The organism is Novosphingobium sp. (genome assembly GCF_039595395.1).
In the GTDB taxonomy this organism is placed as follows: domain Bacteria; phylum Pseudomonadota; class Alphaproteobacteria; order Sphingomonadales; family Sphingomonadaceae; genus Novosphingobium.
Genome location: NZ_JBCNLP010000006.1, coordinates 847,018 through 859,129 on the forward strand (window position 1 = coordinate 847,018; position 12,112 = coordinate 859,129).

Genomic DNA, 12,112 nt, shown 5'->3' on the forward strand with positions numbered 1-12,112 from the left:
ATCAATGGAGCCCGAGCCTAGGGATTTGCGCAAAACGTTACATCCACGCCATATGATTTGTAATCCTCTTGGTTTGGAGCCCACATGGTGCCCTTATTGTTCTTAGCCTTCTCCAAAACACTTTGAGGAAAATTGTAGGTTATCTCGATTGGGATCTTCATCTCTTTGTAAAATGCGTAAAATTCGCTCATGGCCTTTGTGATCTTGCCTTTCTCGATGTCGGAAACTTCCAGTTTTTGTATCTGATCTTGCGAGAATGGCCCTCCATGAAAAGCGACTACTCCGCCTTCCGAGACAATCCGCTTATTGGACCCGATAAAAATGAACTGGGCGCACGCTGACAGGCAAAATTCAGAAACTATCACTGAATAGTCGTATTTTCTAAGATACCTTGAAATCATTATGGAATTTGTCAACTCTCCACCATATGATGTAACAACGAGGTGGACGTGTTTCTTTATATGGAATTTCTTTATTGATTTTAGCTTGTCACCTTCGGACCAATAGTCGCCTCCCCATTCAATATTGCCGTTAAGGCAGAGTATATTTCCTTGCTCTATATAGGTAACTCCTTGGTATTTCTCGTTGTGGCAGCGATCAACCATCGCATGTGATGCGAAGCAAGACGCTTTGAGGCACCTTTCAAGTATAAGGTTGTCAGAAGTTTGATCAGCAACCATTTCCACCACCATGTCGTATGGGTGCTGAGCCTGCGCCGGGCCGGAGGCTATGAGCAGACAGGCAAATGCGAGCGCACAAAAGCGAGCGGTTTGCCGCAAGCGACCGATGCTATCAGGGCAAGGCATAAGGGCATCATCTCGTACTTGGAGAAGTTGGTGAGATGTTTTGGTTCTCGGCTGCGACCTTCCCATAGTAATTTCATAAAAATGGCCCACAATCCAGCGGATAATGTGGACCGCGACGAAGCTCCAAGGCCGCTGTGGATGCGGCCCAATGGTGCGATGGCGCCGTGAAAACAACCGTGGTCTTCTAAAAGCATAGCCTATGAAGACAGAGGGTGGACCCGCTGAGACCGATGGCAACGCGGTGTCGAGGCATCAGGCGGAGATTGGCTTAAATGGATAATCTTTATACGCCGATTGGAGAAGAACTCTCTTAATATCGGCCTTGATCTTTGGCTCTGCCGCAGTTCCGTTAAACTCCCACTCCATCCAGTGCTCGCCATAGTGCTGCAGTACTGAGAGTATCCATGTCTTCAATCTTCGCTCCTTGCCTCCACCTAAGTAGGAAAAGGCGGGCTTGTGTCGTTAATTGTGTGCTTTGAATTTTTTGCATAAATTAATATTATTTAAACGAGTTAATAAAAATATATATTTCTCTTTTATTTACAGATATATTTAATTGTATAAAAATATTCTCGGAAAAAATTCAAAAAATCTGTGATTTATTATGAATATATTTTCTTATTTTTAGCTGTTTTCGTGATTTATTGATGGCGTGGGCACGGAAGGCGACGTATGGCGTTGTTTTGGATGTCGGTTGCGGCTTGGGCAGCGATCGAGCCTTATCTGCCGAAGAACCTATTCGGCGCTCAGCGTGTGGATGACCGGCGGGTGATCTCAGGTATCTTGCATGTGTTGAAGGCCGGCTTCCGCCGGTGCGATTGTCCTGCAGACAATGATCTATAATCGGTTTAACCGCTGGTCGCATCGGGGCTTCTGGCTCAAGCTGCTGGAGGTGCTGGTGCATGCCGGCGCGGTCATGAAGAGCACTGCCAAGACGGCACCTGCATCAAGGTGCAGCGTTTGGCGTTTGGCGGAAAAAGGGGGGGGCTGGAGGTTTTCGATCCTCGGCGGCTGCGGCAGCTTAGGGATGAGAAGGGCAAGCTCAAGCTCAAGCTCAAGCTCAAGCCGCTGCTGGCCGAAAGCATCCTGAATAATGCCATCCTGAAGGATCTGCTGGGAAAAGTCTGACGACGCCAGGCTGGCGGCGAGGCGCTGTGCTACGGGTGTTGCGGGACTATGAGATCCCACAGCGTTGGGTCCGCGTGCTGATCTGTGTTGATCTCAAGACGGTCCGGCGTGTTCATCCGCCCGATCACGGTGCCATTCGAGAGGAGATGCGCGAGGTTGCCACTCAGTGGCGTCGCTTTGGCTATTGCCGGATTGGCTTCATGCTGGAGCGTCAGGAGCTGATGATGAACCGCAAGGAGTTCTATCGCCTCTATCGGGAGGAAGGTCTGTCAGTGCACCGACGGCGTGGCTGCAAGCGGGTTCGCGGCAGCCGGGCACCGATACCCTTGCCGCTGCGGCCAGGGAGTACCTCAAGGTTGAGCACCCCCATCTCACCTCACCGTTTCCAGCTATTATACAATGTCTTGTACGGCCCTTATCCCCTCGGCGCATCCCGCCTGAGCAGGCCATTGTGATTGACGAAAATGATCCCGCTCAACACCCGCCGAGCATTGACCCGAGCCTTGCGGTGGCTCTTGGGAAAATACGGCGACAAGCGCTCCATCTGCTCATCCGTCAGCCAATACAAGCGCCATGCTCAGTCTTCTCCGGAGCCTGAATTACATAGCGGTCTGTCAACCAATGGGTCCTGATTATAGCGATTATTCAATCATTGCTGTCAATGAAGCCATGTAATCGCAATAAATTTACGGTATGGTGTCAATTAAATTATGATAAATATCGCAATACTATATTGCAAATATTTTCAATTTCATAACTTGTCGCGCCGGTGAGGAGGTCTACTCTGGCGTATTGGGGTTGCATTATTGTATCAGGGGTGGACGCAATTTCGTTGCAAATAAGTTTGTTGGCATATCCTGCAGCAATGTAGGTGCTATCAATTCCGCCCATATCATAGGCGCTGCGGTCATCGGCAGTCCCCAAAGCCCTGGTGCCCCAACTATAGGCAGATGCTTGCCCATCCACAGTCGGTGTAATCCGTGATGCGGTGACGGCCCCACTCAGTTGGACCGCCGATTCTACGCTTACGTGGGAATTGTTGACGATCTCGGCATCGCCAATCAAGTTGGAGGAATCCGCAATAGCAACTGGGATCTGCACACATTTACTGATTACCGTGCTTCGAATAGATACACAATTCGAAGCGGTGATCTCAGGACCTCGTATTCCACTGAGGCCGGACATGACGATCTGTCCGCTTGGGAAGATGATATTTCCCTTGAAATTGTTAATATAGAACGAAAATTTTTCCACAGGTCAAATTTCGGTGTTTTCGGCAAGAGCAAGTGTGTCCTCTACGCCGATGCCAAGATGGCGCACTGTATTCTCGATCTTGCTATGGCCGAGAAGGATCTGGACAGCCCGCAGTTTGCCGGTCGCCCCATAGATTATCGCTGCCTTCGTTCGCCGAAGCGAGTGGGTGCCATACTCACTGCGCATCAGGCTGCCCCCGTCACACATTCATCGACGAACCTGGCGTGCTGGCGGGTGCTGAGGTGCCCGTTATGGTCAACCCGGCTGGGAAAGGCGTAGTCGTCGACCGCGCTGCCCCGTTGATCGAGCTAGGCACAGCCGCTGACCCGCTCAAGCCATCCCGCAGCAGCCCCTAAACGTCCGATCAAGCCAAAGTTGCCGATCACCCTGAGCAAGGCGGACGGAGGCTAGTCGCCTCATTTTGATCGGATGGAAGGCAACATGGGTGGAAGCGGGTGATTGTTCAAAGGCATAGAAGCGTTTGCTGAAAAATCGTATGGACGCGCGCGCGCTTAAAATCTAACGGCTTGCCGATGGAAAGTGCACAACGCCGTAGTTATTTTGGGAGAATAAGCAGCCTTCTAATGGTGCTGGGCACATCCATCCCGCTGTCGGCAGAGGAAGCTGTGCGATCCGATACATCCATGCGGCTCTCCCCTGTCCAACTGTTTGCCTTTGCCGCGCAAGAGCAGGCGCAAGGCAGTTACGATACCGCCGAAACCGCCCTGCGCGCTTTGACCCTCAATCCAGACAAGGCGTTGCGCAACGAAGCGCGCTTTCGTCTCGCCCTGTTGTTGGCCGATCATATGAAGCGGCCCGCCGAGGCGGCTATTCTCTTGCGCCATATTCTTGACGAGCAGCCCGACGCCGCACCTGTTCGCCTCGAACTGGCGCGGATTGATGCCCTGCTGGGGCGGATGGGCGCTGCCGGGCGCGAATTGCGCGCGGCGCAGGCTAGTGGCTTGCCGGGCGATGTCTCTCGTCTCGTCCGCTTTTATCAGCAGGCGCTAGAAAACCAGCGCCCGGTCGGCGGTAGTCTGGAAGTTGCGCTCGCGCCTGACAGCAATGTGAACCGGGCGACCCGCTCGCCAACCCTGGGGACGGTGGTTGGCGATTTCTCGCTCAGCCCCGATGCGCGGGAATCGTCCGGAGTGGGCGCGGTCGTGCGCGGCCAGGCCTTCGCAAGGCTGCCGATTACAACGGGGTTGAGCTTGCTGGGCCGCCTGTCGGGCAGCGCCAATCTCTATCGTGCGCCGGAGTTCGATGATGTGATCCTCGCGCCGCAACTCGGCCCCGAACTGGTCAGCGGGCCCAATCGCCTCTCACTCTCGGCCGGCCCTATCTGGCGGTGGTATGGCGGGCAGCCTTACAGCTTCTCGGTGGCGGCCACGGCCAATTGGCAACGCGCAGTAGGCAAGCGGACGCAACTGCGCGTGGATGCCAGCTTTGCCTCCGTCAACAATCTGCGCGATAGCTTGGAATCAGGCGATGTCTGGGCTCTGGCGGCTGGTGTGGACCGGGCCTTTTCAGGGCGTTTTGGTGGCGGTCTCCAGGTGTCGGCAAACCGCCAGACAGCCACGGATCCAGGCTATGCTACCGCCGGGATCAACGTCAGCGATTATCTTTTTCGCGAAATTGGCCCGGCTACGGTGACGCTCAACCTATCCTATGGGCATCTGGAGGCGGAGAAGCGGCTGCTGCTGTTCTCTGATCGGCGCATCGACAACGATTATGCCGCCAGCCTTGCTGCCACCTTGCGCAAGGTGCGACTCAAGACCTTCGCGCCGATGATCCGGCTGCGATACGAACGCAATGCATCTTCCGTTCAAATTTATGATTACAAAAGATTTTCAGGTGAAGTTGGGGTCGCTGCCGCTTTTTGAATATCAAGGGCGATATGTCGCCATTTGCAGGGGTGCAACAAGGATGAAGTTTCGCAAGACAATGTCGCTGACCTCAATGGTCCTTGGCGTTTCGGCCCTTGCCGGATGCGGCGGAGATGGAGGTGGCGGGGTTAACAGCGTCAACACCGTGGGTTCGTCTCCTGCCGCAACCAACATCTCGCTGGCTTCCCTACGCGCCAGCCAGAGCTTTGCTAACAATGCCGCTACCGGCACAGCCAGCTTCGATCTGGCCAGCTCGACGACGCTCTCGGGTTCGACCGCTGCGGCGCCGCTGACCATCGCCTATGATGCGGGAACCAACAGCTACACCCTCTCCACCCAAGGGCGCAGCCAGACCTTTGCCCCTGCCGATGTCAACAGCTCGACTTCAAGCGCTGGCCAGAGCGTGTATATCAAAAGCAATGGCACCAACCGCGACCGGCTGACCCTGATTTCGGCCAGCGTTCCGGGGGCCAGCGTTAACGGGCCGCAATATGTCGGCATGGGCTATTGGCAGCGTAACACGGGCAATGCCAGCACACAGAACACCACCCTGGACATTTTTACCTACGGTCTCGACACGCCGGCCAACGCCGTGCCACGCACCGGTCAGGCCGCCTATTCCACCAACGTGTTTGGCTTGGCTACCACTCCAGGGAAGGAGCCTGTAGCCTTTCAGGGCGGGGGGCAGTTCAACGTCAGCTTCCTGACCGGTGTGTTCAGCACGTCAGCCTACAACACCGAGACAGGGCTTGTCAGCGGCAATTCGGTATACGGAGGCAGCGTCAGCATCACAGGCGCGGGGCACCTTTCGAGCAGCGATGGCACCTTCTCCGGCACGGCCGGATACAGCGGTGCCAACGGCTCGGGACAAGGGAGCCTGAGCGGCCGCTTTTATGGCCCAGGCGGCACCGAACTTGGCGCCACCTTTTCGGCGACCGGCTCCGATGGAAGTGCTGCAAGCGGAGCTATCGTGGGGGTGCAAAATGCTTCCCTCACGCCGGCCAACCTGTCTCTGACCAATCCGGTGGTTGATCAGATCCTGGGAGGAAACGGTGCTCTGATCACGAATTCGCCAAGCTATGTCCCCACCTTTTCGGTCAGGGCCGACGATGTACCCATGCAGTTGACTGAAACATTGACGGGCAGCATCAAGACAGTCCCTGGCCGCTCGGATCTGCCATACACAACATTTACCGGCGCCGACATGGTGGCACCGGCAAATCCCAATTTCACCTCCTATAGCCAGACGAGCTCGGGGCAGACCACGACGCTGGACCTTTACAAGCCGGGCAGTGGTAATACCGAACTCGCATTGACCTACCTGAGTTTCGGCCGCTGGACATTGGTGCAGCCGAACGCGATGACGAACGATGGTGCACAGCTGTATTTTACTTTTGGCATTGCGACGTCCCCGGCCGCAATCGCGGCCCGGACTGGCTCTGCGCACTACGTCGGTGTTGCCTATGGCGCCGCGGTTGATACTTTGACCCAGAAATACAGTGTAACTGGCACCTCGACCTTCGATGTCGATTTCAGTCATAGCACCTACACTGGCGGGCTAGCTCTCAAGGGGAGCGGTGCTGCCGGCATCACGGATTTTGGCAATCTGGGTTTTTCCGGCACCCTGACGGCGGGGCAGAGCCCTGTAGCTAACCTGACAGCCAATGGAACGACGGTGGGCTCCATCGCACCGGGGTTCTACGGCCCTAACGGGGAAGAGATTGGCGGGCCTTTCCATGCAGTCCTTATGGGTGGTGGCAAGACGACAACGATTGTGGGTGCCGCTGTGGCAAAAGGAGGATAGACCTTCATGCCTACAGCCAGACCACATTTGAGATGCGAAGTTACTTCCGGTCGCGGTGTAGTTTTGAAACTGATCATTTGATTCAAATGGCGGGTAATCGGCAGTTTCTGCAGATCAGATCGAGCGTCCGCGATGCCACTCATTTTGCGGTCTCGGCCAGGGGGGCTGGGCGTGAGATGCTGACAAGACTTGCCGTTCGACACGTCGCGTGGGAGTGGCAGGAATGTTCCATGAACGGACGTTCATCGCCTTCTTCGGCGAGTTGAACGTAGCGACATCAATCCCCGCCGCGAACGGCAGCTTTCTCAGCGGAAGCGGTCTATCGAGTTCATACGCCGATAGAACTTGCCAATAACATGATTTAGAGTGAGAAACCGTCAATGCGTAGCGATATCGACCATCTACCACCGGTTCAGCAGGACGAGCTGGAGCGTTCCTGATGACCGAGTTCGCCAAGGCAATCGACGGCGGAAATCAGCCATAGTGGAAAAGCGGACGTATCCTCAAAATCATCCTGTTCGGTAGCTACGTGCGTAGCGATTGGGTTGATGAGCCGGAGAATGGCTATCAGTCGGATTTTGATCGGCTGATCATGGTCAGCCATCCCAAACTCCAGACTATTGGTATATCGCAGAGGACAAGATCCTGCGCGACGAAGCCATTGGCCGCCCGGTGAACATCGTCGTGCACAGCCTTCAAGAGGTGAAACAGGCGCTTAACCGTCGCGAGTATTTCTGGATCGATATCGCTCGAGATGGTGTCGCGCTGTATGATCTACTTGGGAATGCCCTAGCCGCGCCGAAGCCAGCGACGGTCACTGATGCGTATGCAATGGCCGCGAAGTAATTTGATGATAAGCTAGGCTCAGGACCCATTGCCTGGATGCAGCAGTTTATGATGCATTTGAGAAGTCGGACAGATGGATCACCCGCCAGAACCGCTTACCCCGTCCCGCACAATGATGCCCGATTGCCGCTGCCTGCAAACCAGGATTGATCTCGCAAAACAGCACCTTCAGATTCGGGCCGAGGACATCGGGCAGGCTCTGGGCAGATCACTGCACACGCTAACCCGGCGGGTCAGCCTGCTCTTGAGGGTGGCAGGTTGTCTGGAATCTGGTTTGCGGTGCCGCGGTTCAAATGCCCGTTCATGTGATTGCTGAACTCGGCGCGTTGCTGATCACCGACGCTTCCCACCGAGACCAGCGTGGCCTGGCTTGTGATAAAGCTCTTTAACCGGCGGGTGAGTGCTGTGGCGATGTCCGGCTCGCCCAGCATCGCGATGATGGCGCGCTGCCCATCCTTGCCGAAAGCGACAGAATGGACGTCGGCAACCCACAGCCTGAACGTCATCCCCTCAACCTGCACCACCTGGCTGCTGGAATGGAGGTTGGAGGTGTAACGATTTCCCTGGCCCACTTCAGCGGCATTGTAGGTGCCGCTCACCTCCATCCAGATCAATTGCGACCGGAAATCGAAGCGAAGCGTCAGCGACCGCGCCACGTCGAAGGCCGCTTTCGAGATCGCCCAGCAAAACAGCGTAGAGGCCAAAAGCGACCCCAGTTCCCTGCCGCCGATCAGGGCGTCAACCAGCACATAGCTGCCAATCGATCCCATCATGGTCAGAAACAAGGCGTAGCCATTGATGATGTTGATGATGAGGGGGTCGCCTGACGCGAAAGGCCGCTCCCCGCCGACACCATCCAGCACGAAGGGGACGGGCTGCGTTTCCTCAACGATGCTGCCCTGGAACAGGCCGGATCGCTGCTGAAGGTCGACCACGGGGTCGATCCGGCAATAGCGGCGATTGGGAATTTTCTCCCACCAATTTTCCTGCATGGCGCGCATGAATTCAGCGGAAATCAGCGCGGGGGTCACCGAGATGTTCCACGTATCCTGGACCATCGTCACGGTGGTCGATGGCGCTGCCATTTTGTGGCGGATGATGGCCACAAAGAACAGGACATGGATGATGGCGGCCATCAGCAACAGCAGGAACAGGGTGCCCGTGCTGATGCTGATCGGAGGGGCCGGAAGGGCGCTGCCCAAAAGGGATATCACGACGGGCCCCAGCACCGAAAATGCAATCAGTCCCGCCATTTTCGGTACGGACAGGGCGCTCAGCCCCGCATCGGTGTTCGGCGTGCCGGCTTTGGGCCTCCAAAGCGTCGGGATCGCGACGAGAAAGAGAACAATCGCCACCCAGCTCGACACATTCGCGGCATTGTCGCTCCTGCCGCTGCCAAGCACTGCCGAAACGACAAGGCCCGCCAGCAACGCCAGAATGACCAGACCCGACTGGAACTGCCTTTCGGCAAAACCACGAACCGGGCGCGGGGCATAAATCAGATCGGGAATGAGGTAATAGAGCAGGCTGGACAGGGGATCGGCGGGTTCCGGATATTCCAGAGCCTGCTGGCGCAATGTTTCCTTGATGTAGGTCTCGGCGCCCTGGCTTGTACCAAGTTGATCGGGGCCAAGCTGCGGCGCCAGTCCCATCGGTCGGCCGCGCCCGAAAAAGAAGCGCAACTGACTGAAAAATTGAAAGAGCAGGCCGCCGGCAACGACAATCAGCAGAAAGGCGACAGCCGCCGCCACCAGCGCGCGGGCGCGGGCACCATCATGCAGCGCCGTCCGTGCCTGAAAGAGAATGATCAGCCCGGTGAGGCCGGAAATCGCAGAGGCCGCCGCAACAAAGTATTTGTGCTGCCGCAAGGGGTTGGGGAACGTAAAATTCTGGCTGCTGCTGCTGTACTCGTAGCTCACTTGTCGAACCTTCTCACCGCAATCGTTGCACGTCGCAGGATATGTTCACCTGCGCGGCAACAAGCTGCCCCAGCCTGGCCTGCCGACGGGGGCGTTGTGACAGCGTGGCACGATGTTCGCAAGATTCATTCGTGAGGGTTCGCGCCTCGTCGGCTGTTGGCAACCGCGCTCCTTGGAACGGGATCGGGCGATGGGGTACCAGAGGGGTACCAGACAGCCGGAGTTGGCATTGGCGCGGGAAACGCTAGGTTGGCCGACATGACGATGGACGTGATAGACGAGAGCACACGGGCGGCGATCCTGCGCCTGACCATGGCCGAGCGGGAATGCCTCAAGCGCTGTCTGAATCACCAGACTGCCAAGCAAATGGCCCTCGATCTCGGCATCTCGCCTCACGTCGTGGAGAAGCGTCTGAAGATGGCCCGCGCCAAGCTGGGCCTGTCCTCATCCCTCGAAGCCGCGAAACTGGTGGAGGCGTCAGAGCAGTCCGGTCGGTTGGGACCCGGCTCGTCGGACCTTCCGCCGGGCCATGCCGGGCCCGATGAAGGCGGCTCCGTTGCCGCCCCGCAAAACGAGACCGCGTGGCTCACGCGACGGCACCAGATTTATATCGTCTCGGGAGCAATGCTCATGAGTTTTTTTGCAGCCACCGCCGCCTTGATCATGTCGGTTCAGTCATCCGGCGCCATGGAGGGGCAGGCAAGCCCGACAGCAAGTGTCCCGTCCGCATCGTCAGCCGTATCCGGCGCCATGCCCAGCGCCGGGACCGAGGCAGCCTTGCGGCGCCTTGTCACCGGTCTGGCGAGCGGCTCACCCGATTACGATACACTCGCTCCGGAGTTTGCCGCAATTGTCCGCCGCGATCTGCCCATGACACATGAGATGTTCAAAGGGCTGGGCGTGTTGAAGTCGGTCACGTTCCGCGGGCGCGGCGCAAAGGGCGACGACACTTACGATCTGGTGTTCGCCAATGGCGAGGTCATCATGTCGGCCATGCTCGATTCCGAAGGCCGGAACGCCGGTGGCATTCTGCGACCACCGGAGCGGTAAAATCCCAATGCGATGCAGCGCCGCGATCAAATGGCCGGAACTGCCTCATCGGACTGGCTCAGGCGCCTGTCGAACCAGCTCCAGGCGAAGAGCAGCAGGGCCAGACCCAGCCCGCTGGTGGCAAGGCTGATCTTGATCAGGAAATGCGTCCAGTCCAGATGCAGGCCGGGCAGGTTGCGCGCCAGCAGCAGCAGGATCGTGCCGCAATAGCCAAAAGCATCGGCCAGATAGATCATGAAACCGGCATTGCCCGGCGTGCCGCCACTGGCCACCAGCCGGTCGAAGAGGGTGCCGTTGAAGGGCGTATAGGCCAGATAAAGTCCCGCCCCCAGCAGGATCATCCACGCCACCGAACCGATCATATGGCCCGCAAAGCCCAGCGAGGCCCCTCCGGCCATCACCAGCCCCAACCCGACCAGCACCATATTGGCGGCGACCGCCTTGCGGTTGTCGCGGAACATCATCGTGCAACCCAGCGCGGCGAGCACCACCAGGCTGACGGGGATTTCGCTCCAGGCGAAGATATCGGCCTGACCGCCATGGCCGACCTCGCGCCAGATTTCGGCCGAGAAGTTGTCGCGGAAATCGCGCAGGGCGGTCAGCATCACATAGAGCAGGATCAGCCCGGTGAGGCCCACCGCATAGCGGCCCCACAATTGGGCGCGGGCGGCCGCGTTCATGGGTTTGCGCTCGATGCGCTCGGCGATGTCGCGAGCGTCGGGTTCGGGCAGGATGGAGAGGCCATAGAGGCACACCAGCAGCAGCGGGGTGAAGATCGCTCCGGCGACGGCGGGCATCCAGAAGGGGCTGAGGCCCTTCAGCAGCACCCATTCGCCAACGGCTTTGACCGTGCCCGAGGAGAGGATAAAGCTGGCGCACAGGATCGCCGCAATGAGTTCGGACTGCCGCCGCCCTTCCACAAAGGCGAAGACCATGCCCCAGATCATGCCCAGCGCGAGGCCATCGAGGAACAGGCAGGCGACATTCCACGGGGCAGGGACCAGCCCGAAAAGCACCAGCGCGACCTCGGCCAGGGCGATCTGTGCCAGAATGCCCAGAATGCGGCGATGGGCGGGCAGTTCGGCGATGACCTTCACGCCCACCATCTTGGCCAGCGCATAGCCCACCACCTGAGCGATGACCAAGGCGATCTTGTAATCCATGCCCAGCACCGTCAGCCCCGCGAAATCGGCGACGGTAAAGGGTTTGCGAAAGGCATACATGGCGAAATAGACGCCAAAGGCCATCAGCCCGGCATAGATGCCAAAGGCGATGGGTGAGAGCTGCGAGAGACGCAGAGTCAGGCGCTCTGAGACGCTGCGTGTCGGCATCGAAAAAGGTGAATGGGGCACGAGTCTTTCGCGGCGCTGTTCAAGGATGCCCATGGTTATGAGATTCTTATATGACCGATTGCCGACA

The 12,112-nt window shown here is 57.5% G+C and carries 9 protein-coding genes and 3 pseudogenes; 5 read left to right on the forward strand and 7 right to left on the reverse strand.

Annotated features, from left to right (window positions below; genetic code table 11):
* Positions 1–17 precede the first annotated feature (17 nt).
* A complete protein-coding gene (locus ABDW49_RS23700) occupies positions 18–806 on the reverse strand; it encodes a hypothetical protein (RefSeq protein WP_343615812.1) in 789 nt (262 codons plus the stop codon).
* Between the two features lie 975 nt (positions 807–1,781).
* Between ABDW49_RS23700 and ABDW49_RS23705 the strand changes: the two are divergent.
* A pseudogene (locus ABDW49_RS23705) lies at positions 1,782–2,275 on the forward strand (IS3 family transposase); the annotation flags it as partial.
* Positions 2,276–2,352: 77 nt separating this feature from the next.
* Here ABDW49_RS23705 and ABDW49_RS23710 read toward each other — a convergent pair.
* The 3 genes and pseudogenes from ABDW49_RS23710 to ABDW49_RS23720 all read right to left on the reverse strand — a co-directional run.
* Positions 2,353–2,478, reverse strand: a pseudogene (locus ABDW49_RS23710) (IS5/IS1182 family transposase); the annotation flags it as partial.
* A 164-nt stretch (positions 2,479–2,642) separates the two neighbouring features.
* Positions 2,643–3,188: a hypothetical protein gene (locus ABDW49_RS23715; RefSeq protein WP_343617430.1), complete on the reverse strand. Its 546-nt coding sequence runs from the start codon at positions 3,186–3,188 to the stop codon at positions 2,643–2,645.
* Positions 3,189–3,191: 3 nt separating this feature from the next.
* Positions 3,192–3,487 (reverse strand): annotated as a pseudogene (locus ABDW49_RS23720) (tyrosine-type recombinase/integrase); the annotation flags it as partial.
* Positions 3,488–3,772: 285 nt separating this feature from the next.
* Between ABDW49_RS23720 and ABDW49_RS23725 the strand changes: the two are divergent.
* Both ABDW49_RS23725 and ABDW49_RS23730 read left to right on the forward strand, forming a co-directional pair.
* Positions 3,773–5,071 carry a surface lipoprotein assembly modifier gene (locus ABDW49_RS23725; RefSeq protein ID WP_343615814.1) on the forward strand — a complete coding sequence of 433 codons (1,299 nt, stop codon included), beginning with the start codon at positions 3,773–3,775 and terminating at the stop codon, positions 5,069–5,071.
* Complete coding sequence (locus tag ABDW49_RS23730; RefSeq protein WP_343615815.1) at positions 5,001–6,878, forward strand: transferrin-binding protein-like solute binding protein; 1,878 nt, start codon at positions 5,001–5,003, stop codon at positions 6,876–6,878. The genes ABDW49_RS23725 and ABDW49_RS23730 overlap by 71 nt, the downstream gene beginning before the upstream one ends.
* A gap of 412 nt (positions 6,879–7,290) precedes the next feature.
* Here ABDW49_RS23730 and ABDW49_RS23735 read toward each other — a convergent pair whose 3' ends face one another.
* Positions 7,291–7,482, reverse strand: coding sequence for a hypothetical protein (locus tag ABDW49_RS23735; RefSeq protein WP_343615817.1), 192 nt, complete (start codon positions 7,480–7,482; stop codon positions 7,291–7,293).
* Positions 7,483–7,550: 68 nt separating this feature from the next.
* Here ABDW49_RS23735 and ABDW49_RS23740 point away from each other — a divergent pair, with 68 nt between their 5' ends.
* A complete protein-coding gene (locus ABDW49_RS23740; protein ID WP_343615819.1) occupies positions 7,551–7,724 on the forward strand; it encodes a hypothetical protein in 174 nt (57 codons plus the stop codon).
* 233 nt (positions 7,725–7,957) lie between these two features.
* On the opposite strand, the gene ABDW49_RS23745 is transcribed toward ABDW49_RS23740, so the two are convergent.
* Positions 7,958–9,643, reverse strand: a complete 1,686-nt coding sequence (locus ABDW49_RS23745) for a hypothetical protein (protein WP_343615821.1) — start codon at positions 9,641–9,643, stop codon at positions 7,958–7,960.
* 258 nt (positions 9,644–9,901) lie between these two features.
* On the opposite strand from ABDW49_RS23745, the gene ABDW49_RS23750 reads away from it, so the two are divergent.
* Entirely contained in the window at positions 9,902–10,693 is a 792-nt protein-coding gene (locus ABDW49_RS23750; protein WP_343617378.1) for a helix-turn-helix transcriptional regulator, read from the forward strand.
* A gap of 26 nt (positions 10,694–10,719) precedes the next feature.
* Here ABDW49_RS23750 and ABDW49_RS23755 read toward each other — a convergent pair whose 3' ends face one another.
* A complete protein-coding gene (locus ABDW49_RS23755; protein ID WP_343615823.1) occupies positions 10,720–12,024 on the reverse strand; it encodes a DUF5690 family protein in 1,305 nt (434 codons plus the stop codon).
* Between the last annotated feature and the right edge of the window lie 88 nt (positions 12,025–12,112).

Coding starts and splice junctions, on each gene's coding strand:
- ABDW49_RS23755 (WP_343615823.1), bottom strand. CDS start 12,024: ATGCCGACACGCAGCGTCTCAGAGCGCCTGACTCTGCGTCTCTCGCAG.
- ABDW49_RS23730 (WP_343615815.1), top strand. CDS start 5,001: ATGCATCTTCCGTTCAAATTTATGATTACAAAAGATTTTCAGGTGAAG.
- ABDW49_RS23725 (WP_343615814.1), top strand. CDS start 3,773: ATGGTGCTGGGCACATCCATCCCGCTGTCGGCAGAGGAAGCTGTGCGA.
- ABDW49_RS23750 (WP_343617378.1), top strand. CDS start 9,902: ATGACGATGGACGTGATAGACGAGAGCACACGGGCGGCGATCCTGCGC.
- ABDW49_RS23735 (WP_343615817.1), bottom strand. CDS start 7,482: ATGGCTGACCATGATCAGCCGATCAAAATCCGACTGATAGCCATTCTC.
- ABDW49_RS23700 (WP_343615812.1), bottom strand. CDS start 806: ATGCCTTGCCCTGATAGCATCGGTCGCTTGCGGCAAACCGCTCGCTTT.